General features: G+C 44.4%; 21 protein-coding genes, 1 tRNA gene and 1 riboswitch. Of the genes, 5 read left to right on the plus strand and 17 right to left on the minus strand.

The annotated features are described in order from the left end of the window. Positions 1-48: 48 nt before the first annotated feature. The 3 genes from malZ to yfbV all read right to left on the minus strand — a co-directional run bounded on the left by malZ (position 49) and on the right by yfbV (position 3,852). Positions 49-1,926, minus strand: a complete 1,878-nt coding sequence (malZ, locus tag OC193_RS10780; protein WP_048662071.1) for a maltodextrin glucosidase — start codon at positions 1,924-1,926, stop codon at positions 49-51. 190 nt (positions 1,927-2,116) lie between these two features. Continuing rightward, a complete protein-coding gene (locus tag OC193_RS10785; protein ID WP_048662070.1) occupies positions 2,117-3,082 on the minus strand; it encodes an ABC transporter substrate binding protein in 966 nt (321 codons plus the stop codon). Positions 3,083-3,399: 317 nt separating this feature from the next. After that, the gene (gene yfbV / locus OC193_RS10790) at positions 3,400-3,852 is read right to left on the minus strand and encodes a terminus macrodomain insulation protein YfbV (protein ID WP_048662069.1); all 453 of its coding nucleotides are present in this window, start codon (positions 3,850-3,852) and stop codon (positions 3,400-3,402) included. Positions 3,853-4,195: 343 nt separating this feature from the next. Between yfbV and OC193_RS10795 the strand changes: the two genes are divergently transcribed. Both OC193_RS10795 and pta read left to right on the plus strand, forming a co-directional pair. Further along, positions 4,196-5,392 (plus strand): acetate kinase, encoded by a 1,197-nt coding sequence (locus tag OC193_RS10795; RefSeq protein ID WP_017107306.1) that lies wholly within the window; start codon positions 4,196-4,198, stop codon positions 5,390-5,392. A 147-nt stretch (positions 5,393-5,539) separates the two neighbouring features. Next, positions 5,540-7,705 carry a phosphate acetyltransferase gene (gene pta / locus OC193_RS10800; protein WP_048659731.1) on the plus strand — a complete coding sequence of 722 codons (2,166 nt, stop codon included), beginning with the start codon at positions 5,540-5,542 and terminating at the stop codon, positions 7,703-7,705. A gap of 102 nt (positions 7,706-7,807) precedes the next feature. Here the strand turns inward: pta and OC193_RS10805 are convergent, their stop codons facing one another. The 11 genes from OC193_RS10805 to moaA form a co-directional block, all read right to left on the minus strand. Next, positions 7,808-8,755, minus strand: coding sequence for a glutathione S-transferase family protein (locus OC193_RS10805; RefSeq protein ID WP_048662068.1), 948 nt, complete (start codon positions 8,753-8,755; stop codon positions 7,808-7,810). 198 nt (positions 8,756-8,953) lie between these two features. Further along, complete coding sequence (gene oppF, locus OC193_RS10810; RefSeq protein WP_017632507.1) at positions 8,954-9,946, minus strand: murein tripeptide/oligopeptide ABC transporter ATP binding protein OppF; 993 nt, start codon at positions 9,944-9,946, stop codon at positions 8,954-8,956. Beyond that, complete coding sequence (oppD, locus tag OC193_RS10815) at positions 9,943-10,914, minus strand: ABC transporter ATP-binding protein (RefSeq protein WP_048659733.1); 972 nt, start codon at positions 10,912-10,914, stop codon at positions 9,943-9,945. The genes oppF and oppD overlap by 4 nt, the downstream gene beginning before the upstream one ends. Before the next feature lie 42 nt (positions 10,915-10,956). Further along, positions 10,957-11,859: an oligopeptide ABC transporter permease OppC gene (gene oppC, locus OC193_RS10820; RefSeq protein ID WP_048662067.1), complete on the minus strand. Its 903-nt coding sequence runs from the start codon at positions 11,857-11,859 to the stop codon at positions 10,957-10,959. A gap of 12 nt (positions 11,860-11,871) precedes the next feature. Further along, positions 11,872-12,792, minus strand: a complete 921-nt coding sequence (oppB, locus tag OC193_RS10825; protein ID WP_017062174.1) for an oligopeptide ABC transporter permease OppB — start codon at positions 12,790-12,792, stop codon at positions 11,872-11,874. Positions 12,793-12,906: 114 nt separating this feature from the next. Further along, entirely contained in the window at positions 12,907-14,538 is a 1,632-nt protein-coding gene (locus tag OC193_RS10830) for an ABC transporter substrate-binding protein (RefSeq protein ID WP_048659735.1), read from the minus strand. Positions 14,539-15,170: 632 nt separating this feature from the next. Then, positions 15,171-15,626 carry a molybdopterin synthase catalytic subunit MoaE gene (gene moaE, locus OC193_RS10835; protein ID WP_048662066.1) on the minus strand — a complete coding sequence of 152 codons (456 nt, stop codon included), beginning with the start codon at positions 15,624-15,626 and terminating at the stop codon, positions 15,171-15,173. A 2-nt stretch (positions 15,627-15,628) separates the two neighbouring features. Beyond that, positions 15,629-15,874 carry a molybdopterin synthase sulfur carrier subunit gene (gene moaD / locus OC193_RS10840; protein ID WP_048662065.1) on the minus strand — a complete coding sequence of 82 codons (246 nt, stop codon included), beginning with the start codon at positions 15,872-15,874 and terminating at the stop codon, positions 15,629-15,631. Beyond that, on the minus strand, positions 15,871-16,350 hold the full coding sequence (moaC, locus tag OC193_RS10845) for a cyclic pyranopterin monophosphate synthase MoaC (protein WP_017093480.1): 480 nt from the start codon (positions 16,348-16,350) through the stop codon (positions 15,871-15,873). Before moaC ends, moaD begins: the two co-directional genes overlap by 4 nt. A 12-nt stretch (positions 16,351-16,362) precedes the next feature. After that, entirely contained in the window at positions 16,363-16,875 is a 513-nt protein-coding gene (moaB, locus tag OC193_RS10850; protein WP_004734027.1) for a molybdenum cofactor biosynthesis protein B, read from the minus strand. 356 nt (positions 16,876-17,231) lie between these two features. Continuing rightward, positions 17,232-18,221: a GTP 3',8-cyclase MoaA gene (gene moaA / locus OC193_RS10855; protein WP_017632500.1), complete on the minus strand. Its 990-nt coding sequence runs from the start codon at positions 18,219-18,221 to the stop codon at positions 17,232-17,234. Beyond that, positions 18,210-18,362, minus strand: a riboswitch (molybdenum cofactor riboswitch). Its footprint overlaps the gene before it by 12 nt. 194 nt (positions 18,363-18,556) lie before the next feature. Between moaA and OC193_RS10860 the strand changes: the two genes are divergently transcribed. Then, the gene (locus OC193_RS10860) at positions 18,557-19,444 is read left to right on the plus strand and encodes a YvcK family protein (RefSeq protein WP_048662064.1); all 888 of its coding nucleotides are present in this window, start codon (positions 18,557-18,559) and stop codon (positions 19,442-19,444) included. Positions 19,445-19,537: 93 nt separating this feature from the next. Here the strand turns inward: OC193_RS10860 and luxU are convergent, their stop codons facing one another. The 3 genes from luxU to uvrB all read right to left on the minus strand — a co-directional run bounded on the left by luxU (position 19,538) and on the right by uvrB (position 23,654). Next, on the minus strand, positions 19,538-19,882 hold the full coding sequence (gene luxU, locus OC193_RS10865) for a quorum-sensing phosphorelay protein LuxU (protein ID WP_017632949.1): 345 nt from the start codon (positions 19,880-19,882) through the stop codon (positions 19,538-19,540). Between the two features lie 23 nt (positions 19,883-19,905). Further along, on the minus strand, positions 19,906-21,294 hold the full coding sequence (luxO, locus tag OC193_RS10870; protein ID WP_017632950.1) for a quorum-sensing sigma-54 dependent transcriptional regulator LuxO: 1,389 nt from the start codon (positions 21,292-21,294) through the stop codon (positions 19,906-19,908). 329 nt (positions 21,295-21,623) lie between these two features. After that, positions 21,624-23,654, minus strand: a complete 2,031-nt coding sequence (gene uvrB / locus OC193_RS10875) for an excinuclease ABC subunit UvrB (protein WP_048662063.1) — start codon at positions 23,652-23,654, stop codon at positions 21,624-21,626. 509 nt (positions 23,655-24,163) lie between these two features. Here uvrB and OC193_RS10880 point away from each other — a divergent pair. Next, a tRNA-Asn gene (locus OC193_RS10880) sits at positions 24,164-24,239 on the plus strand. Between the two features lie 366 nt (positions 24,240-24,605). Next, a complete protein-coding gene (gene rsxA / locus OC193_RS10885; protein WP_004734039.1) occupies positions 24,606-25,184 on the plus strand; it encodes an electron transport complex subunit RsxA in 579 nt (192 codons plus the stop codon). Positions 25,185-25,186 lie beyond the last annotated feature (2 nt).

Here is a 25,186-nt window from a genome sequence, read left to right on the forward strand (position 1 = left end):
CAAAGCTTTAAAACTAGCCCAGATTAAGCAGGGCTAGTCTTGAGTGATTTAATCCAGTTTATTGCCGACGTCAAAAATCATCGACTGCATCGCTGGAATAACAATATTTGCGGTACCGTTGCAGATCAAAACACGTTCTATTTGACCAAGCAAAGCGACCAGTTCACCTTGCTCTTGTCCAAGCATCCATACAGGTAAAACTAGCGACTTTTCTTTGTTAGACAAGTTTAGTACAACTAAGGTCTTTTCCCCTCCCAGGCAACGCGCAAACACTAAAGTTTCAGCGTCACAATACAACTCTAAGTAAGCACCACTTTGTAAGCTTCTGCGTTCTGTTCGCAAACTTATCAACGCTTGATGGAATGAGAACCAATGGGATATTTGCTCTGCTCCCCAGGGAAAACATCTGCGATTATCCGGGTCTTGACCACCTTCTAAACCCACCTCTGTTCCATAATACAAACAGGGCGTCCCAACATAAGTGAATAACAAAGTCAGAGCCAATTTTTGCTTCGCTTCATCGCCATTAAGAAGCGTCAACATCCGCGCCGTATCGTGGCTATCCAGTTGATTCAGTTGCGATAATTGATTAAGCCATGGCACCTTAGCTCTTGCTTCTGCTAACCAATCGGAGAAAGCGAACATATCAATATTGATGGGCTCATAAGCGATATCTTGCTTCGCCAATAACGCGCGCACAGGATGAGCAAAACCATAGTAGTTCATTGACCCGTCTTCTTGCTCTCCCTGTAACCATTGGCTGGCCTCAAAGAAATGCTCTCCCAAGATATAAGCCTCTGGGTTCTCATCCTTAGCTGAATCACGGAATGCCTTCACATAATGCGCATTGTTATAGGCGCCTTCGCCTTCCCCTAGCATATGGATCACATCGAAACGCCAACCATCGATATGGTAAGGCGCTTTCAGCCAATGTTTGATCACTGATTCTTCGGATTGGTAGATATGATCTCGAACCGCTTCGTTAGAGAAATTTAAAACAGGGAGCGATGAGATCCCTTTCCATCCTACGTATTTCTTCGAATCACTTGGCTCGAAAAAATAGTAGTCATGATAAGGAGAATCAGAATGACCATAAGCCCCTTTATCTGAGTTCAGATTTGAACTTGAAATGTTGGTTTTTAGCTTGTCAAACCAAGGGTGCTCTACTGACGTATGGTTGAATACGGCATCTAAGACAATTTTCATGTCACGAGAATGAATGTCGCTAGAGAGCGTCGCGAACTCTTCATTCGTGCCAAAGTGTGGGTCGACTTTGTAGTAATCGGTCGTGTCGTATTTGTGATTGCTCGGTGATTGAAAGATCGGGTTTAGGTACAAGGCGGTAATACCTAGATCTTGTAAGTAGTCTAGCTTGTTATGAATGCCCGCCAAATCGCCACCAAAAAACTCAGCAGCACCGGTTCCATTATGCCCTTCTACAGAATCGCCCCACTCTTTAACAACGACATCTAAAGTGTTTTCTTTTAGGCGATATTCCCCGGCTTTAACACTGATACTCGGATTACCGTTACAAAAACGTTCTGGGAAGATTTGGTAAAAGACCTGCTCCGACACCCATGATGGTGGTCGGTGATAGGCATTAAACTTGAAATGAAACTCACGGCTTGGAACGCGACTATGTACACCTCTAGCATCAAGCCAGTGCTGTCCTGTTGAGTCGACTAACTTGAACACATAATGAGTAATATCTCTGTCTGCATTAACAGGAAATGAGACTTGCCACACGGTCAATCGACCTTCAGTACCGACTTTGCTCATATCAAGCAGATACTCTTCGTTATCCGGCTCATGCCTCAACAGAACTCTATTCCAATCACTGTGGTCAGTCATTAATTTAACGGTCAGAATGCCGTCTTTTTCGTGGAAGTAATCGGAGGTTTGCGCATGAAAGATAAATGGCTTCATAGTGGTTCTCGAGCAATGTTTAATTTGCTTAAGATATGAAATTTTTTGTTGGCGACAATCAGAAAAATATCGTCAGTCAAAGTAGATCACGTTTTGTAGACCCACTTTATTTTCAGTAAGACGATTTCTCTCAAAATGATCAAATGAATAGGCCTGTTACCAAGCGTAGATCGCGTTTGAAGTCGACCTATTAACGACTGACTACCGCGCGGTCGATCACCGATTGAGGCAATGTCACACCCAACTCACGAGCAGCTTCTAAATTCACCACCAGCTGAGAACTCTGCGCAGTTTTGACACTCAGCATCCCGGGCTTCTGTCCGTTCAGAATGGCAGCCACATAGTCTGCGGTTTGTACACCAACGTCATAGTAATCTAAGCCTAAACCTGCAATCGCGCCCTTTCCGACATAAGATGTCGCACCTGCGACGACGGGTGTATCCGTTTGGTTAGCCGCGTTGATAAGACCTTCCATGCCGCTCGCAACAGTATTGTCCGTTAAGGCGTAGATAACATCCGATTTCTTTGCCACTGATTCTGCTTTTGATTCCACATCATCAATGGTGAGTGCTCTTTCTGTGTAAAGAGTAAAACCAAAGTCTCGCGTCGCTTTCTTTAACAGCCCAACCAAGGCAACTGCATTTGCCTCTGCAGGGTTGTACACCACACCAATTGAATTAGCTTCAGGAAGCAGTTCTTTGATTAATGACACATGTTGAGTGATCGGAGATAAATCAGAAAGTCCCGTAACATTGCGCCCCGGCTTTTCCAGTTGTTTGACTAGCCTAGCGCCGATAGGATCGGTAACCGCAGTAAACACGATAGGAATAGAGCGAGTCGCCGAAACTAGGGCTTGTGAAGTCGGTGTTGCAATACCAACCAATACATGAGGATTTTCACTGACAAGCTCTCTGGCAATTTTGGCGGCTTGCGCTGGATTTCCGTCCGCCATTTCATAAGAAAACTCTAAGTTCTTACCGGGTTCATAACCTTTAGCTCTTAATCCTTCAAGAAGCCCTAGACGTGTCGCATTCAAATCTGGATGGTCTACGACCTGTGACACCGATACCTTGGCAATATTTGCTACCGCACTACTAGCCCACAACAACAGACAACCACTCAACGCCGTCGTTAATACTTTTCTTACAAAACCCATCAATACTTCCTTCATCAAGCGCTCATTGTTATTGCTCGCTCTAGAGAGAACACAACATTAAACTCACTATTGACATTATTACCAGTAAGCTTTGATGACTTGAAGTGATATTTAACAAAAACACAACAAAGCTCGAATTATGCGTCAAAAGGCTAGTTGGGTTGAATCCGCAGGTAAGAAACGAAGTGAATAACAAGAGGTAATTGAAACGATCAACAAAGAGTAAGATGAACCAACAGGATCAAGAGGAACTAATCTGAGAACATGCCATCACAATGTACAGCTGTTCTCAGAAGATAGGGAGAAGTGAGGTTTTCTTAGAACCAGCGTTCCATTGAAGATTTGTCTAACTGACGAAATGCACGATTCAGAATGATCGCCAATTCCTTATAACGAGGGCGTGGCTTCATTGGCTCTAACGCAAATCCCGTTTCAGTGATCTTCTCGTGCAGTTCGCGATACCAGGATACTAACGCTGGCGGAAGTTGTGTATTTGAGCGGTTACCTAACCACCACATGCCTTGAAGCGGCAAACTAATAGCAAACAAAGCCATAACCACAGCTTGTGGCATCGCTTGGTAATTATTAAAGGCCATTTGCGTAAGAACGCTGATAGCAGCTATCGCGGGCATCACCTTAACACCAAAGCGCGTCGCTTTAATGATGCGTTGCTCAGGGAAAATAGCGTTTAACTCTTTTCGAACAGGCCAGAGATCCATGTACTTTTGGCCATCTTTTAAACTGCTCGCTAAACCAACTCTATTGCTCATATGAGTCTCCCATTAAAAAAAAGTTGAAACCATCAACTAAAAACACAAAAATTTGACGAAAAATAATATTCTTTCAAATTTTTTTGTTATATTTGCACAATATCGCTATTATTTGCAGACCTCAATCTCATTGTTGCCCTTATTTACAATTTAAGCAACTTTGAGAAGACTTCTGCAAGGAATGCACAAGCCTCTTTTTTTGAAAAAGTGCGCTTTCACTTTATACGGAAATTAACGTTTTTTTGACCAAGGTTAGTACGCAAGCTACCGTGCTTCGTCTATTCTTGAGATTAATTTTCATCCTTAACTGATTTCGATCAGAAAAATTAACAGGTAGTCATTAATGTCTAAGCTAGTTTTAGTTTTAAACTGTGGTAGTTCTTCTCTTAAATTCGCTGTGGTTGATGCAGAAACAGGTGCTGAGCACCTAACTGGTCTTGCTGAGTGTCTGGGTCTTCCAGAAGCTCGTATGAAGTGGAAACTTGATGGCAAGCATGAAGCACAACTAGGCGCGGGCGCAGCTCACGTAGAAGCACTATCTTTCATGGTAGAAACTATTCTTGCTTCTAAGCCTGAGCTTAAAGCTAACCTTGGCGCTATCGGTCACCGTATCGTACACGGCGGCGAGCAGTTCACTTCTTCTGCACTTATCACTGATGAAGTACTTAAGGGTATTCAAGACGCTGCGACTTTCGCACCTCTTCACAACCCAGCTCACCTTATCGGTATCGAAGCGGCTCAACAGAACTTCCCTGGTCTACAAAACGTTGCTGTATTTGACACTGCGTTCCACCAAACAATGCCTTCTGAGTCTTACCTATACGCTCTACCGTACAACCTGTACAAAGAGCACGGCATCCGTCGTTACGGCATGCACGGTACTTCTCACCTATTCATCACTCGTGAAGTTGCAGGTCTACTAAACAAGCCAGTTGAAGAAGTTAACATCATCAACTGTCACCTAGGTAACGGCGCTTCTGTATGTGCTATCAAGAACGGTCAATCTGTAGATACTTCTATGGGTCTTACTCCTCTTGAAGGTCTTGTAATGGGTACTCGTTGTGGTGACCTAGATCCTGCGATCATCTTCCACCTACACGACGCTCTTGGTTACTCTGTTGAAGAAATCAACAACATGCTAACTAAAGAGTCTGGTCTTGCTGGTCTAACTGAGGTGACTTCTGACTGTCGTTTCGTTGAAGACAACTACGGTGAGAAAGAAGAAGCAACTCGTGCAATGGACGTGTTCTGTCACCGTCTAGCTAAGTACGTTGCTGGTTACACTGCAACTCTAGAAGGTCGTCTAGACGCAATCACTTTCACTGGCGGCATCGGCGAGAACTCTGGCCCAATCCGTGAAATGGTTCTTAACCGCCTAGGCATCTTCGGCATCGAAGTTGACGGTGAAGCTAACCTTAAAGCTCGTTTCGGCGGCGAAGGTACTATCACTACAGCTAACAGCCGTATCCCTGCAATGGTTATCTCTACTAACGAAGAGCTAGTAATTGCTGAAGACACTGCGAAACTAGCAGGTCTTTAATTGATTTTCCTGACTAGCTTCACTCGAAGCTAGTCAGTTTTTCATATCAAGAAAATGGGGCTCAACTTCTATTCCTACCCCAATTTAAATATCGGTGGGAATAGCAGTTGAGCTTTTTTTATTTCCAATAGTCAAAGGTGTTCGTCAATGTCACGTACTATTATGCTTATCCCTACAAGCGCTGGTGTTGGTCTTACTAGTGTTAGCATGGGTGTTCTTCGCGCTATGGAGCGTAAGGGCGTAAGTGTTTCTTTCTACAAGCCAATCGCTCAGCCTCGCAGCGGTGGTAACCAGCCAGATCTAACGTCTACTATCATCAGCGCAAACAGCGACATTAAGATTGGTGAGCCAATCGCAATGACTAAAGCTGAAGCTTTGATCGGTAGCGAAAAAATGGACGAACTTCTTGAGTCTGTTGTTGAGCAATACAACAAGATCAACAAAGACGCAGAAGTAACGCTAATCGAAGGTCTAGTACCTACTCGTAAGCACCCATTTGCTAACCAAGTGAACGCGGAAATCGCGAAAACACTTGGCGCGGAGATCGTATTCGTTGCGACTCCTGGTACTGACAACCCTACGCAACTTAAAGAGCGTATCGAAGTAGCATGTTCTAACTTCGGCGGTACGAAGAACAAGAACATCAAAGGCGTAATCATCAACAAGCTTAACGCTCCTGTTGATGAAGCTGGTCGTACTCGCCCTGACCTATCTGAAATCTTTGATGATGCAGACAGCGCTCAGCAAGCGAACCTTGAAGTAATGCAAATCTTCAACTCTAGCCCTATCCGTGTTCTTGGCTGCGTGCCATGGAGCATCGACCTAATCGCAACTCGTGCGGTTGATATGGCTAAGCACCTTAACGCTGAAATCATCAACGAAGGTGAAATCGCGACTCGTCGTATTAAGAGCATCACTTTCTGTGCACGTTCTCTACCGCACATGATTGAGCACTTTAAGCCAGGTTCACTGCTAGTAACTTCTGCAGACCGTCCTGACGTTATCGTTGCTGCGGCTCTTGCTGCGAAAAACGGTGTTGAGATTGGCGCAATCCTACTTACTGGCGGTTACGACATTCCAGAAAGCATTGCTAACCTTTGTGCACCGGCATTCGCTTCAGGTCTACCAATCTTCAAAGCTCAAGGTAACACTTGGCAGACGTCTCTAAACCTACAGAGCTTCAACCTAGAAGTTCCTGCAGACGATAAAGAGCGTATCGAGTTCGTTAACGATCACGTTGCAAGCCACATCGATGGCCCTTGGATTGATTCTCTATCTGAAGGTACTCAAGGCATTCGTCGTCTAAGTCCACCAGCATTCCGTTACCAGCTAACTGAATTTGCTCGTAAAGCGGCTAAGCGTATCGTTCTTCCTGAAGGTGACGAGCCACGTACAGTTAAAGCTGCGGCTATCTGCGCTGAGCGCGGTATCGCGACTTGTGTACTTCTAGGTAACCCAGAAGAAATTCGTCGTGTTGCTGCACAGCAAGGTGTTGAGCTTGGCGCTGGCGTTGAAATCATCGATTCTGCATCAGTTCGCGAAAACTACGTAGCTCGTCTAGTAGAACTTCGTGGCGCTAAAGGTATGACTGAAGTTGTAGCTCGTGAGAAGCTAGAAGATTCAGTATTCCTAGGTACTATGATGCTTGAAGCTGGTGAGGTTGACGGCCTAGTTTCTGGTGCTGTTCACACAACGGCGAACACTATCGTTCCTCCGTTCCAGATCATCAAGACTGCTCCTGATGCTTCTATCGTATCTTCAATCTTCTTCATGCTTCTGCCTGATCAAGTTCTTGTATACGGTGACTGTGCGATCAACCCAGATCCAACAGCTGAACAGCTTGCTGAAATCGCTATCCAATCTGCAGATTCTGCTGCGGCATTCGGTATCGACCCACGTGTTGCTATGATCTCTTACTCTACTGGTGAATCTGGTAAGGGTGCAGACGTAGATAAAGTACGTGAAGCAACCAAACTTGCTCAAGAGAAACGTCCTGATCTAGTGATCGACGGTCCTCTACAGTACGATGCAGCAATCATGGAAAACGTAGCCGCTTCTAAAGCGCCTAACTCTCCAGTTGCAGGTAAAGCGACAGTATTCGTATTCCCAGACCTAAACACGGGTAACACGACTTACAAAGCGGTACAGCGTTCAGCAGATCTAGTATCTATCGGTCCAATGCTTCAAGGTATGCGCAAGCCAGTAAATGACTTGTCTCGTGGCGCTCTAGTAGACGATATCGTTTACACAGTAGCTCTAACAGCTATCCAAGCAGACCAAGCTGCACAAGCTGAAGAAAAAGTAATTAACTAATTTTTCTTTTGTAGAAAGCAAAAACCCTAGATTTTTATCTAGGGTTTTTTATGTCTGACAGATATGTTTTTTTTGATTTACGGCGGTTTGGTCATCGGGAAATTAGTCCAATTTTTCTCGACCGTGCGCTGATTCAAGGTCTAACTCCGGTCCTTTGGGTACAACTTGAGTAGGATTAATACCTGTGTGGCTATAGTAATAGTGACGCTTGATATGGTAAAAATCGGTCGTCTCTTTAATACCTTCGATCTGATACAACTCTTTTAGGTAACCCTGGATATTTGCATAGTCCGCAATTCGCTGCTTGTTACACTTGAAGTGACCCACATACACAGCATCGAATCTAACCAAGGTCGTAAACAACCGCCAATCCGCTTCTGTAATCTCGTTACCCGCCAGATAACGGTGTTCGCTAAGATGGGCATCCACTTTGTCTAACGCTTCAAATAACGCGTCATACGCTTCTTCGTAGGCCTCTTGTGTGGTCGCAAAGCCGGTACGATAAACGCCGTTATTGATGTTCGGATAGATGTAGTCGTTCCATTCATCAATCTTGCTCGCCAATTCCCATGGGTAGTAATCATCAGTGTTGCCCGTTAGCTCATTAAACTCTGAGTTGAACATGCGGATGATTTCAGACGACTCGTTACTCACAATGGTATTGGTTTTCTTATCCCATAAAACAGGAACCGTGACTCGACCTGAATAGTCCGGTTTGGATTGGGTGTAGATTTGGTGCATTCGAGTGTGACCGAACAGAGGCTCAGGCAAGCCCATTTGCCAACCTTCACTCATCATGTCGGGGCAAACTACTGTCACATCAATATGATCGGTTAGGTCTTTCAGTTCACGGAAGATCAGCGTGCGATGCGCCCACGGACAAGCTAACGATACGTATAAGTGGTAACGACCACTTTCTGGCTCAAATTGCGCACCGGCTTTATTTTCAACCCAGTTGCGAAAGCCCGCATCTTCACGAACGAACTTGCCACCGCTTTCTTTGGTGTCGTACCACACATCGTGCCAAACACCTTCAACTAACTTACCCATATCCAAACCCCTGTGATGCTAACTTTTCTCTAGTATAAAAAAAGCCAACTTTTTCAAAACTAGAAGAAGTTGGCTTAGTTGTTCGAATATTTTGATGAAACTTGTTGAGCGGACCTATAAGCCTAAGACAAAAAAAGCGCGACTCTAATAACTAGTCGCGCTTAAGCCTGTCACAGGCTGAACCGTTTTAAATAGGCTCTAGACTTGTACGTGCAAGCAAGATACTGCGTGAACGTCATCGCCTTGAATCGTTGGCTTAGTTTGCGCACATGCCTCTGTTGCTTGTGGGCAACGAGTACGGAACACACAACCAGATGGCGGGTTGATTGGCGATGGGAGATCACCTTCCAACATCTGAATGGTTTTGCTGCGCTCTAAGCGTGGGTCTGGAATTGGAACTGCAGACATCAACGCTTTGGTGTATGGGTGCTTAGGATCAGAGAACAATGCATCTGATTCGCCAAGTTCTACCGCGTTGCCTAAGTACATCACCAACACGCGGTCAGAAATGTGTTTAACAACCGACAAATCGTGCGCGATGAATACCAAAGACAAACCTAGCTCTTTTTGTAGCTCCTTCAGAAGGTTAACTACTTGAGCTTGGATAGATACATCCAATGCCGAAACTGGTTCATCACAGATGATCATCTTAGGTTTTAAGATAAGAGCACGTGCGATACCGATACGTTGACACTGACCGCCTGAGAACTCATGCGGGTAACGGTTGATTACGTTTGGTAGTAAACCAACCTTTGCCATCATCTCTTTAACTCGATCCTTCACTTCCTGTTTAGAAAGCTCTGGGTAGAAAGTCTCTAGAGGTTCAGCAATAATATCACCAACAGACATACGCGGGTTTAGCGATGCTAGTGGGTCTTGGAAGATCATCTGAATCTCTTTACGAGTTTCACGACGCTGTACTTCCTGCATTTTAGTTAGGTCTTGGCCTAACCACATAACTTCGCCGTCTGTCGCTTCAACCAAACCAATGATTGCACGAGCAAATGTCGATTTACCACAACCAGACTCACCTACTACACCTAGCGTTTCTCCTTCGTAAAGGTGAATATCAACGCCATCAACAGCTTTCAGGTTTGACGGTTTTGCCCAAGGCCACGCTGATTTAGCTGCGATGCTAAAGTGAACTTTCAGGTCTTTAATATCTAATAATAACTGCTTATCTACACTCATTTTGTCCAAGTCTCCCAGTCAGAAAAACAAGCACGCTGACGGTCATTACCAAATGGCGTCAAAATAGGTGCTTCTTGCTTACAACGGTCCATTACACGGTGACAACGGTCTTGGTAAGGACAGCCTGTTGGCAGGCGAAGTAAGTTTGGTGGATTACCTGGAATAGTCGGTAGAATTTCACCTTCTGTATCCAAACGAGGAATCGCTTTCAGTAGGCCTTCTGCGTATGGGTGGCTTGGCTCGTAGAAGATTTCATCAACCGTGCCGTACTCCATTGTACGACCAGCGTACATCACAAGTACTTTGTCACATGAACCTGCAACCACACCCAAATCATGGGTGATCATGATGATTGCCGTGTTGAACTCATCTTTCAATTCGTTCAGCAACTCCATGATTTGCGCTTGAATAGTTACATCCAAAGCGGTAGTTGGTTCATCAGCGATAAGCAGTTTAGGACGACACAATAGTGCCATTGCGATCATCACACGTTGACGCATACCGCCAGAAAATTCGTGTGGGTACATAGTGATACGCTTGCGTGCTTCAGGGATTTTAACCGCTTCAAGCATGCGTACTGATTCTTCAAACGCCTCTGCTTTACCCATGCCTTTGTGCAGCATAAGTACTTCCATCAGCTGATCACTTACTTTCATGTAAGGGTTCAGTGATGTCATCGGATCTTGGAAGATCATCGCGATCTGTTCAGCACGAACTTTGTTCAGCTCTTTCTCTGGAAGGTTAAGAATCTCTTTACCTTCAAACTTCGCGCTACCCGAGATGATGCCGTTCTTAGCCAGCAGACCCATGATAGAGAATACAGTTTGTGATTTACCTGAACCTGACTCACCCACGATACCCAGCGTTTCGCCTTGGTTGAGTGAGAAGTTCAGATCGTTTACTGCGGTTACGATACCATCTTGCGTGGTAAATTCGACGCGCAGATCTTTGACATCTAATAAGCTCATTATTGCTTCCTTAATCTTTTATAGCTTTTAATTGCTATTTTTTTATCTGTCTTTTGGATCAAGCGCGTCGCGCAGACCATCACCTACGTAGTTAAAGCAGAACAGCGTAACTACCATGAATGCCGCAGGGAACGTCAATTGCCAGATAGCAACTTCCATTGTTTGCGAACCTTCTTGAAGCAATGCGCCCCAGCTTGTCATAGGCTCTTGAACACCAAGACCAAGGAAAGATAAGAATGATTCTGTAAGGATCATGCTTGGAATAAGCAGCGTAGAGTAAACCGCTACGATACCCAGTACGTTTGGTACGATGTGACGTGTAATGATCTTCCATTTGCTCACACCACATACGTGTGCTGCTTCAATGAACTCTTTACTACGTAAGCTCAGCGTTTGACCACGTACAATACGCGCCATATCTAGCCAAGCAATCGCACCAATAGCAACGAAGATTAGGATGATGTTACGACCAAAGAATGTTACTAGAACGATAACTAGGAACATGAATGGAACCGCGTACAAGATCTCTAGGATACGCATCATCACTCGGTCAGTACGACCACCGATGAAGCCAGAAGCTGCACCGTAAAGTGTACCAATAAGTACCGCTACGAAGGCACCCATCACACCAACCATTAGTGAGATACGGCCACCGATAAGCGTACGAACGTACAAGTCACGGCCTAAACTATCAGTACCAAACCAGTGATCCGCGTTTGGACCCACGTGCATTGCGTACCAGTCAGTATCATCATAAGTGTACTGAGCTAGCATCGGTAAGAAGATAACCGCCAGTACCATAATCGTAAGGATGAACAGGCTGACCATTGCAGCTTTGTTACGCATGAAACGAATGCGTGCATCCTGCCACAAACTACGACCTTCAATCTCTAAACTCTCAGAGAACTTTTCGATCGCTTCTAAATTTTCTTTTTTCTTCAACATAACCAGTCCCTGTTAGTAGCGAATTTTCGGGTCAATCAGCGCTAGCAAAATATCAACGATTGCGTTGAACAAGATGAATAGGAAACCAATCAAGATGGTTACACCCATTACTAGCGAGTAGTCACGGTTAAACGCGGCGTTAACAAACAGCTTACCGATACCTGGTAGGCCGAAGATGGTTTCAACAACAACTGAACCTGTGATGATACCTACGAACGCAGGGCCCATGTAAGAAACAACAGGCAGCATTGCTGGCTTAAGTGCATGTTTTAGAATGATGTAACGGTAGCTTAGGCCTTTTGCACGTGCAGTTCGGATAAAGTTACTGTTTAGCGTTTCAATCATGCTACCGCGAGTAATACGAGCAAAGGTTGCTACGTAAAGAAGAGACATCGCGATAACAGGCAGCACGATGTACATGAATGTACCGCCATGCCAACCACCTGCTGGGAATATATTCCAGTGCAGGGAGAAAAGGTAAATAAGCGCCGGTGCCAACACGAAAGATGGCATCACCACCCCGAGCATGGCGGTCGACATTATGGTGTAGTCGACCCAGGTATTGTGCTTCAAGGCAGCAATCGTCCCGACGGTGACCCCCATCAATAATGTGAAGATAAAGGCAACGAAACCTACCTTCGCAGATACTGGAAGTGCAACCGCGATCAGCTCATTTACTGTGTAATCTTGGTATTTAAACGAGGGACCGAAGTCACCTTGTAAGATATTTGTCAAATACGTGGTGTATTGTTCAAATACTGGTTTATCTAAGCCGTATTTAGCTTCGATGTTAGCCATAACTTCTGGCGGTAATGGACGTTCGCTTGAAAACGGGTTACCCGGTGCGAAACGCATGAGAAAGAAAGATATAGTGATCAACACCAACATGGTTGGAATCGCTTCAAATATCCTTTTCATAATGAATTTAAGCATAAACTCACTCTTTCAGTCTGTGACAATTAAAATTAGAAAGACGCTACATGCGCGCCCTGCGCATGTAGTGTCTGTATCGTTATAGTTATATTAACTTTTTAGAATCGAAGCTTATTATTGAGCTTTGATGTATAGGTCTTTCGAGAAGATCTTATCTTCCGCGTTGTTGATTGGGAAACCACCAACATGCGGGTTAAGTAGACGAGATTTAACGTATTGGTAGATAGGAGCGATTGGCATGTCTTTTGCCATTAGCGCCTCAGCTTCTAGGTAAAGTGCTTTACGCTCTTCTTCTGAAGTTGAGTTAAGTGCTTTATCGATGATTTGATCGTAAGCCGCGCTGTCGTAGTGAACACCACCGGTAGTGTTGTTACTCTTCATTAGCGTTAGGAACGAAGACGCTTCGTTGTAGTCACCACACCAACCAGCACGCGCTACTTCGAAGTCACCAGAATCTTTAGAAGATAGGTACGTTTTCCACTCTTGGTTCTCAAGTGTTACAGAAAGACCCAGTGTTTTCTTCCACATAGAACCTAGCGCTACAGCAATCTTCTTGTGGTTCTCTGAAGTGTTGTAAAGTAGGTTGAATTTAAGTGGGTTGTCTTTACCGTAACCCGCTTCTTCAAGAAGACGTTCCGCTTCTGCGTTACGCTCTTTCTGAGACATCTTACCGTAAGCAGGTAACTCAGGATCGAAGCCAGCTGTGATTTCAGGCGTTAGGAAATACGCAGGTTTTTGACCTTGCGCTAGGATAGCACCTGTTACGATATCACGGTCGATCGCGTAAGAGATTGCCTGACGAACACGAACATCATCAAATGGTGCTTTCTTCGTGTTGAAGATGTAGTAGTAAGTACATAGGTTACCCGCTACAGATACATCTTCCGCGTACTCTTTTTGAAGACGCTTGAAGTGCTCAGTTGGAAGTTCGTTTGTGAAATCGATTTCGCCAGATAGGAAGCGGTTCATTTCCGCTACTTGGTTTTCGATTGGTAGGAAGGTTACTTTATTTAGAACCGTCTTATCGTTGTTCCAGTATTGGTCGTTACGCTTAAGTACTAGACGCTCGTTAACAACCCATTTATCAACAGAGAATGCACCATTGCCAACAAAGTGCTCTGGCTTAGTCCACTGGTCACCGTATTTTTCAACAGTCGCCTGGTGTACTGGCTTCATTGTTGTGTGGCCCATCATCATTACGAAGTATGGTACCGCTGTTTCTAATTCAACAACAAGCGTGTTTGCATCTACAGCTTTAACGCCTAGCTCACTCTTGTCTTTCTTACCCGCTACGATGTCCTTCGCATTCGCCATCTTAGTATATTCCATGTACCAAGCGTATGGAGAAGCCGTCGCAGGATCGACTGCACGTTTCCAGCTGTATACGAAATCTTGAGCTGTTACAGGATCGCCGTTAGACCATTTTGCGTCTTTACGTAGGTGGAAAGTGAATGTTTTGTTGTCTGTCGTTTCCCAGCTTTCAGCAACACCAGGGATAGTATTACCTTCGCCGTCTTGGTTCACTAGACCTTCAAGAAGATCACGGATTACGTGAGATTCTGGTACACCTTGAGATTTGTGTGGGTCGATTGTCGCAACTTCAGTACCGTTACCACGAACAAGTTCCTGAACTTTTGCCAGTTCTGTACCTGCTGGAACTTCAGCAGCGATAGAAAGAGTAGAAGAGGCAGCCACTGCCAAACCAGCACCTAGAAGAAGGGCCTGAGTGATTTTATTCTTGTACATTTAATAAACTCCAAGTTTTATGTATTGCATCCATGACTTCTTTGCTAGGTTCACTGAACGGCAGTGATTTAGATTTATTTAGCTCAAAATTTAAGCATAAAAAACTAAAACCTTACAAAGATTGAGGCACACACTATCAACCATTGAAGTAATTTGCCATAAACAAGTCGCAAAAAATCGGATAATTCTCCGAATCATTCAAGGTAACAGTGTAAATCTCTAATAAAAACCTAATGAATAGTGAGTTACACATAGGGATTAATTAAAAAACAGCCTTTAGTGTTGATGTATCTGTATTGATACTTTTTTTTAGCATCTTATGCTAGAACACTGTCGGCAAATTAACATTAATGCCACATGAAATCTAATTGCACATCACATATCCCCTAAATAGACTCCACTATTTGTGAGGGTTATCACTTTATACAAAACAGCATAATGCACTGCACCAAAACAGATTTAGAAATGCACCAAGACAGACAAAATCACGCACCGAATTTATATGCAACTTGAATGATTAACCATTTATTAATACACCACTTATTTATAAATAGCTTTGTAGCACGCACAAAAAAACCGACTTTAATAGTCGGCTTTTAATATTCGTTCTAAAGGTAAGTAACCTTGGGTGGTTATTTTACCCAACGCTCTGCAGCTTTCGCATCTGAATCTCGAGAGTCAACCCAACGAGTTTCTTCAGTGGTACGTTCCTTCTTCCAAAACGGCGCTTTGGTTTTCAGGAAGTCCATCACAAACTCACAGGCTTCAAAGGCCGCACCGCGGTGTGCACTGGATACACCAACGTAAACAATCTGGTCACCGATATCTAGGTCACCAACACGATGGATAACACGCATCTTTTGAATTGGCCAGCGTGCCTCAGCTTGATCACAGATCTCGCTCAGTGATTTCTCTGTCATACCCGGATAGTGCTCTAGAGACAAACCAATCACGTTGTCGCCAAGGTTCATGTCGCGAACTTTACCAACAAACGTCACTACCGCTCCTGCAGCTGTGCCTTGAGCTAGATAATCGTATTCGTCACCCACAGAAAAGTCTTCTGCAGTAACTACTACTCTTGAGTCCATGACTAGCCTCCAGTCACTGGTGGGAAGAAAGCCACTTCATCGCCGTCTTTCACTTCAGTCGTCAAAGGTACGATTGATTGGTTAAGCGCAGCCAAAAGCTTGCCCTCTTCCAATGCGATATCCCATTTGCCTTCTTGTGTTACAAGGTGGCTGCGAATCGCTGCAATCGTCTTGAACTGTGCATCAACTTCAACGCTGTCCACACCAACAAGTTCACGAGTTTGAGCAAAGAAAAGAACTGTAATCATGATTCCACCTTAAAGTGACCAGACTTACCACCCGTCTTCTCTAACAGACGTACATTCTCGATAACAATATCTTTCTGAACAGCTTTACACATATCGTAAATCGTTAACGCAGCAACAGAAGCAGCCGTTAGCGCTTCCATTTCTACGCCTGTCTTACCCGCAAGCTTACAAACAGATTCGATGCGAACCTTGTTTTCAGACTCGATAGCTTCAAGCTGCACTTCTACTTTGGTTAATAGCAGAGGGTGACACAGTGGAATCAGATCCCACGTCTTCTTAGCCGCTTGAATACCCGCAATGCGTGCCGTTGCAAAAACATCGCCTTTATGGTGGCTACCAGAAACAATCAGCTCTAGCGTTTCAGCAGACATTTTTACGAAAGCTTCCGCTCTCGCTTCACGTACTGTCTCAGCTTTTGCCGATACATCGACCATGTTTGCTTCGCCAGACGCGTTAATGTGTGTAAATTGGCTCATACTCAAACCGCCTTATACAGAAAGGTGTGGCATGAAGTTACAAGGGCGGTGACTAGCATCCATTTGTTGCTTGATGATCTTAGTCCAACCTGTGCGACAAGCACCTGTAGAACCTGGCATCGCAAAGATAACTGTGTGGTTAGCAAAGCCCGCAATCGCACGAGATTGAATTGTCGATGTACCGATCTCTTCATAAGATACTTGACGGAATAGCTCACCGAAGCCTTCTACTTCTTTGTCAAATAGTGGCTTAAGCGCTTCAGGCGTGCTGTCACGAGAAGTAAAACCAGTACCGCCAGTGATCATGATCGCTTGTACGCTTTCATCAGCGATCCACTTGGATACGATCGCACGGATCTTGTACATGTCATCGATAACAATTTGCTTATCAACCACGTTGTGGCCTGCTTCTTTAGCATGCTCAGCTAGGTAACCACCGGACGTGTCATTTTCTTCTGTACGCGTATCTGAAACCGTTAGTACTGCGATGTTTGCTGCTTGAAATTTGCTTTCTGCGTGACCCATTTGTTCACCTATATAAATTTTTCAATTATGAGGGCGTGTTGACCTTTCGTGATTAAATTTTGTTCGAGATAAAAGCGTTTTAATCGCGGCGAGGGGGAAGTAGCCTAGTCATTCTAAGCAAATCTCCCTCAACAAAGAGTAAAACGCTTTTAGCCGAACCCTTCGGGCAGCGTTTGCTGGTCATTTCTACTACGTTATCGGCTTCTCATGTAGGCTAGCTACACATCAAAGCCTCTGCCTTGTATAAATACCCAGCAACTCGCTGCAAAAATCAGCTCGAAAGAGCAACACGCCCTAGACTGATTCGCCCAGCCTAAAGAAGCTGAGCGATAAAATGCTTTAGAGTATATAGCGGGTTAACCGCCGATTGACGCCAAGTTTGGAGTCATGCCGCTGTTGCCATCATGTAAGAAGTGGCTAACAGACTTGGTTTGAAGCTGAGCCTGAATTCGATCAATGAGCTCTTGCTCTTGTTGATCTTCTTGAATCAGATCTCGCAGTTCAACACCGTGGTCGCCAAACAGACATAGGTGAAGTTTACCAGTCGCAGAAACACGCAGTCGGTTACAACTCTCACAGAAGTCTTTCTCGTAAGGCATGATCAAACCAATTTCACCCTTGTAGTCTGGGTGGACAAACACTTGTGCTGGACCATCGTTAACCGCTTTGACTTTTAACAGCCAACCGTTAGCAATAAGCTGATTGCGAATCGCAACGCCAGATACATGGTGTTTATCGAACAACTCGTCCATCTCGCCGGTTTTCATCAGCTCGATAAAACGTAATTGAATAGGTTTGTCTTTGATCCAATTAAGGAAGGCTGGTAATTCCTGACTGTTGAGGTCTTTCATCAATACAACGTTGACTTTGACTTGTTCATAGCCAACCTCAAACGCTTTATCAATGCCTCGCATAACCTCAGTAAACTTATTCTCACCAGTGATCTGATGGAACATACGTGAATCTAAACTATCCACGCTAACGTTTATATGGGTTAAACCAGCATCGCGCCATTGCCCTACTTGTTTCTCCATGCGGTAGCCATTCGTTGTCGTGGCCACTTTTTCGATGCCTGGAGTAGAAGCAACGGTATGTATGATTTCAGGAAAGTCTTTACGCAGACTCGGCTCTCCGCCTGTAATGCGGATCTTTGAGGTACCACAATCTGCAAACGCTTTTACAACGCGTTTGATCTCGGGAACACTTAAAAAAGACGAGTTTTTTTGCCCTGACGGTTTGTAACCATCCGGCAAGCAGTAAGTACATTTAAAGTTACAGACGTCTGTAACCGACAAGCGCAAGTAATAAAACTTGCGATGGAATCTATCTTCGAATTGTTGCGCCACGGAACACCTTTCCAAACACGGGAGGCATAATCATTTCCAATTAAGCCCTTGTGACAACATGTCACTGGCTCTTGATGCGTATCGGTACAGCAAATACCACTGTGCGACTTAGCATGCGAGAGCTCGGAGTTATGGCAACCGCACGTCATATTCATACGTGCAGTAGCTGAGTAATAAAATACTTAATATTTGTACGTGAATCTAGCTCTGATGGTAAAAAACGGGTCACATCGGCAAAAAAAACGTGTCAAACGCTCAAAATAACTCTTGTTGAGTATATAGCGAGAAGCATTTAACCTAAATTATAGTTGGTAATAACCTAACAAGAACAAAAAATGAATATTTACGCTTCAAAGAAGGTCGTAGCAATCGGTGGAGGCCATGGCTTAGGTCGTATGCTTGCTGCACTAAAAGACTTTGGTAACAACGCAACTGGCATTGTTGCAACAACGGATAATGGCGGCTCAACCGGACGAATTAGAGACTGCCAAGGTGGTATCGCTTGGGGAGATACTCGTAACTGTATCAACCAATTGATCACTGAACCTTCAATCAGCTCGATGATGTTTGAATACCGCTTTCGCGGCCAAGGTGAACTCGACGGTCATAACTTGGGTAACCTGATGCTCACGGCATTAGACAACCTCTCGGTTCGCCCACTAGAAGCGATTAACCTAATTCGAAATATGCTCAAGGTCGACGTCAATATCGTGCCGATGACCGAGCACCCTTCTGACCTCACAGCCCTATCAATGGACGGACGTTGGGTAACCGGCGAAACCAACGTTGATGACATGACAGAAAAACTGCGCATGATGGACTTGTCGCCAGAAGTGCCAGCGACCAAAGAGGCCGTTGCCGCGGTGGAAGAAGCAGACTGTATTGTACTTGGCCCAGGCAGCTTTCTAACCAGTGTGATGCCTCCGCTGCTACTACCAGAAATTGGTAAAGCAATCTCAGAAAACACCAAGGCAAAAGTTATCTTCATTGAAAACCTGTCTCCAGAACACGGTCCAGCAGGTAAAATGACGCTTCAAGAGCAATTGGAGTGGTGTGAACGTACCTGTAAAGCACGTAAGATAGACGTTGTACTAGGCAATGAACCACACCCAGAACTAGAAGGGCAATGGAATTGTGTGACCACGGATCTTGCATCTGCAAACCGAGATTGGCGACACGACCGAGTGAAGCTCCAACAAGCGATCGAAGCTCAGTTGGCTTAGTCCATTAGTTCAACTGATAGAAAACGAAAAAGGAGCATCATGCTCCTTTTTTAGTCTCTGTATCTCTACTTATATATTTGGCAATTAACCGTTTTAGAGATCCGTCATCAACTGCTGATATTCAGTATAAGTCGATAGCAGAAGCTCCTGCATATCTTGAAAATCAATATCAGTCACGGGCAATGCTTGCTTCACTTTTGCGTCTAAGCTAATAGCAAAATTACACAGAGAATCAGCACCAAAACTCGCAGCACTGCTCTTCAATGCATGGCTGATATCGGCCAAATACTTAGACGTATCGGTATCTTTGTTTAGTTCTAGGTGCTCGTAGTATCCCTTCAATTCACCTAAAAAGATTTCCAATAACACTGGGACATTTTCTTGCCCTATCTCACCGGCAAGTTCATCAACTTTTTGCTGATTTAATACTTTCATCATCGTTCTTTCTTATTGTTTGGCGATTACTGCTTCGCATTCCACGTTTGCAATTTACGGTATATCGTTGATGGACTGACATCCAAGAAACCAGCCGCGCGAGGGATGTTGCCATCACACGCTTTTATGGCTTGTTCGATTGCCGTTTTCTCAGTGATCCACAATGGGAAAATATCTTTTACTGTGATGTCTTCACTCTGCTTCTCTTTCAGGCGCAGGCTATTTTCAATCGGTTGATTCAATGGTGGCGGAAGCATGTTCAGAGTAATCTCTTTACCATTATTCAATACCACCACATTTCGCAATACGTTTTGTAGCTGACGAACGTTACCCGGCCACTCATATTGGTTAAAGCGATCCAACACTTCTTGAGCAAAACGCACAAACGCCTTACCTTCTTCAACCGACATGTAGCCCAATAATGAGTATGCAATCTCGATGACATCTTCACCACGTTCACGCAATGGCGGCAAGTGCAGAGGAATCACGTACAAACGGTAGTATAAGTCTTCTCTAAAGCGACCTTCTTGTACTTCTTTCCAAGGGTCACGGTTAGTCGCACAAACAAAACGAACGTCCACACTCTTCATCTTCGAAGAGCCTACCTTTTGAAAAGTACCCGTTTGGATAAAACGTAGAAGCTTGGTTTGCAGTTCAAGATCCATCTCACACAGCTCATCGAGGAACAGTGTGCCTCCATCAGCCAATTCAGCTGCACCTTGACGATCCGTAGCCGCGCCCGTAAATGCACCTTTAACGTGGCCAAACAGCTCACTTTCAATCAAATCTTTAGGAATTGCTGCACAGTTGATTGCGATGAAAGGCTTATCGCCACGCTTACTCGCCGCGTGAATCGCTTCTGCACACACCTCTTTACCCGTACCACTTTCACCGGTAATGAAAATGCTCGCTTTACTCGATGCGGCGGAATCGATAGTTCGGTAAACCTGCTGCATGGTTTGGCTACTGCCAATGAAGCCTTGATAATTCTGGTTTCCCGGATGTTCAGAGCTGTTCTTAAGCTTGGTCGCTTTGCGGATCGCATTGTTCACCGTAATACGAAGTCGGTCGGCTTCACACGGCTTGATAAGGAAGTCCTGAGAGCCATGACGCATCGCTTCTACGGCGGTATCGATAGAACCGTGCGCTGTCATAAAGATAACGGGCACTTCAGGGTATTTTTGTTTTACAGCAAAGAGCACGTCCATGCCCGTCATATCAGGCAGACGTAGATCTAATAAAATGAGGTCAGGGATTCGATGATTCAAACTCTCAATTGCATCGCGGCCAGTGCCAACAATGTTGATATCAATTTCGAGCGGTGTAAGATACGAGCGATATAACGCTGCGACTGACGCCGTATCCTCCACCATCAACAAATACTTTGATTTGTTATCTAACGTTTTTGATTGCATATCCTAGCCATTTATAATTTGCATTTCTTATTATAGTCGCATTCCGCTTTGCATTATGCAAATTAGCCACAATATTTGTATTGTATTTTTTTACTTGCTTCAAATAATCAATGTTTTATCTATATGGCACGAACGATGCAGTCATAGAGATGACCTTCGGGTCACCTAGCCAACTGACGTTGTTAGTGGACCGAGTGTTCACAAACGTAAGCCAGTAGAACATTTACTACTGGCTGTTTTTTTGTCTGGAACACTCTCAAATGTTGCCTTTTGAGGCGAACTTCTTTAGTTAATACTTGAGTTAAGAAGTGCGATTAACTGAAGAGAAGTTAGCTATTGGTAATGAATTGCTTTCTTAACTGCTCTATTTCATCACGCTTCTGTGCCGCCAATTCAAATTCCAAGTTCTGAGCATGCTGATACATCGCAGCTTCCAATTTGCTGATCTCTTTATCAAGCTGTTGCGGCGTAAGCACTGCATAACTTTCTGAAGGCTCTGCCACCTTAGACAATGGAACTTGTTTAGATTGTCGCTGTTGTTTCGACTTGGTGATGTCACCCAACTCCATAATGTCTTTGATATTACGCTTAAGCGCTTGTGGCGTAATACCCTGCTCTTCGTTGTAAGCCTGCTGTTTCTCTCTACGACGGTCGGTTTCATCAATCGCTTTTTTCATCGACTTAGTAATCGAGTCACCATATAAGATCGCTTTACCTTCAAGGTTACGCGCCGCACGACCAATGGTTTGGATCAGAGATCGTTCAGAACGTAGGAAGCCCTCTTTGTCTGCATCAAGAATCGCCACCAGCGATACTTCAGGCATATCCAAACCCTCACGAAGTAAGTTAATGCCCACTAACACGTCGAACTCGCCCAAGCGTAGGTCTCGGATGATCTCGACACGCTCAACCGTGTCAATATCCGAGTGCAAGTAACGTACTTTAACACCATGCTCGCTTAGGTATTCGGTTAGGTCTTCCGCCATTCGCTTCGTCAACGTGGTCACCAAAACACGCTCTTCTTTCGCTGAACGGATTCTGATTTCAGACAACAAGTCATCAACTTGAGTCGCGACCGGTCTAACTTCAATGATCGGATCTAACAGGCCAGTAGGACGAACGACTTGATCGGCAATCTCGCCATCTGATTTTTCAATCTCGTAATTACCCGGTGTCGCCGATACAAAAATGGTCTGCGGCGCGATCGATTCAAACTCATCGAACTTCATTGGACGGTTATCCAATGCAGAAGGCAAACGGAAACCAAACTCAACCAGAGTTTCCTTACGCGAGCGGTCACCTTTGTACATTGCGCCAATTTGCGGCACGGTCACGTGTGACTCATCGATAATCAACAGACCATCATCAGGCAAGTAATCAAATAATGTCGGAGGCGCTTCCCCTTCAGCACGACCACTTAAGTATCGTGAGTAGTTTTCGATACCCGAGCAGAAACCAAGTTCCGTCATCATTTCAATATCAAATTGAGTCCTCTGGGAAATACGCTGCTCTTCCAAAAGCTTGTTGTTGTCTTTTAGGTATTGAGCTCGGTCTCGAAGTTCATCTTTAATGTTCTCAATCGCCTCAAGGATTTTCTCCCTTGGCGTTACATAGTGAGTTTTCGGATAAACGGTAAAGCGCGGTAAGTCTCTCTGTTTAACCGCACCAGTCAGAGGGTCAAAGATACTGATGCAATCCACTTCGTCATCAAACATTTCGATGCGAACTGCATCTTGATCAGATTCAGCAGGGAAAATATCAATAACTTCACCACGAACGCGGAACTGGCCACGCTCGAAAGCCACGTCGTTTCTTGAATATTGCAGCTCAGCCAAGCGGCGCAAGATATCGCGTTGGTCCATGACCTCACCGCGACTCAAGTGAAGCATCATCTTCAGGTAAGACTTAGGATCACCCAGACCATAAATAGCCGATACAGACGCGACGATGATGGCGTCTTTTCGTTCTAGCAAGGCTTTGGTTGCCGACAGCCTCATTTGTTCGATATGGGCGTTCACAGACGCGTCTTTCTCGATGAATGTGTCTGTTGTCGGAACGTAAGCTTCCGGTTGGTAGTAATCGTAGTAAGAAACGAAATATTCAACGGCATTATTTGGAAAGAAGGATTTCATTTCGCCATACAGTTGAGCAGCGAGTGTCTTGTTGGGCGCTAACAAGATCGCAGGTCTTTGAGATTGGGAAATGACGTTGGCAAGGGTAAAGGTTTTACCTGAGCCCGTTACCCCTAGTAGAGTTTGATGTGCCAAACCAGAATCTAATCCATCGAGTAATCTGGTTATCGCAGTCGGCTGGTCACCGGACGGGCTGTAGTCCGATACCAAATCAAAGAGTTTGCTCATAGGTTGCCATTTCCATACTGTGTTTTTAATCAGGTCATTGTCACTCTAGGAGCCATCTAGTTGCAACTATTATCTAGAGAAATGCGCCTTAAGATTGAATATCAGGGATAGCTTTTATTTTTAGAACTTGGTATTATCCGTGCCCCTGCAAAGTTTCCTCAGCTAAATTACTCGAATTTTAATCCACTACTTTTCCCCAAAAAATCTAAAAATACCGCTTGTTTTACTGTTCGGTTTATAATCTACAAAAGTTATACAATCGCGATATTTTGATATAAATCTTTTAAATACATTGCGTTAGATAAGATTTTTACATTTTTCGATTTATCCCAATGATTGTTGTTAAAGTTTCACACACACACTTATCCACAATTTTGGTGGATAACTAAAGCAAAGCTAAATCCAATAAGGTGTTCCAGAAAGTAAAGTTTTTTATCTTACTTTTTTCTGCTATTTTTTGTTGACAGAAAAACGGACTGTTATTAGAATTCGCGTCGCTAACAAGCAATTCCCCTTTAGTTCAGTTGGTAGAACGGCGGACTGTTAATCCGTATGTCGCAAGTTCAAGTCTTGCAAGGGGAGCCAAATTTAAAGAAGCCGCATCACTCGATGCGGCTTTTTGCGTTTTGAAGCTTTTAGTTGGCATTTTGCTATTTTTTGACGCTCCTTCGATAACTCTACTCTCCCAAGAACCAACAATTATTCCCCTGTAATTGGCACTAAAAGCACACTCAGCTCACGAATGATCTTGTCAATGATCCAACTTACCCACTCCTATAAACTTGTCTCACCAAGTAAAAATTGCCCGTCTATACTTAGTGTGACTTTAATAATCAAACGATTACCTGATGATTTTTTCACCAAGTGTCTAAATCCCTAGTGATCCTTGGTTGTTATTAGGTGAGCAAAGCAGGATAATATCGGGATCGGAATCTCAAGAATTAATCCATTATGACCGAATACCTTTTGTTGTTGGTTGGCACAGTGCTAGTCAATAACTTTGTGCTAGTGAAGTTTTTAGGGCTATGTCCTTTCATGGGAGTCTCCAAGAAACTGGAGACTGCGATTGGCATGGGCCTCGCAACGACTTTCGTTCTGACGTTAGCGTCGGTATCTGCATACCTAGTAGAAACCTACATCCTTACCCCTCTGGGTATTGAATACCTGCGTACCATGAGCTTCATCTTGGTTATCGCGGTGGTAGTTCAATTTACGGAAATGGTCGTTCACAAAACCAGCCCGACTCTTTATCGCCTATTGGGTATCTTCCTACCTCTTATCACCACTAACTGCGCGGTGTTAGGTGTGGCACTTTTGAACATCAATGAAAACCACAACTTCATTCAATCGATCATCTATGGCTTCGGCGCAGCGGTGGGTTTCTCTCTTGTTCTGATCCTATTCGCTGCGATGCGTGAGCGTATTGCGGTTGCTGATGTCCCAATGCCATTTAAAGGCGCATCAATTGCGATGATCACAGCAGGCCTAATGTCTCTCGCATTTATGGGCTTTACTGGGTTGGTGAAATAAGC

This window comes from Vibrio crassostreae, assembly GCF_024347415.1.
GTDB lineage: Bacteria > Pseudomonadota > Gammaproteobacteria > Enterobacterales > Vibrionaceae > Vibrio > Vibrio crassostreae.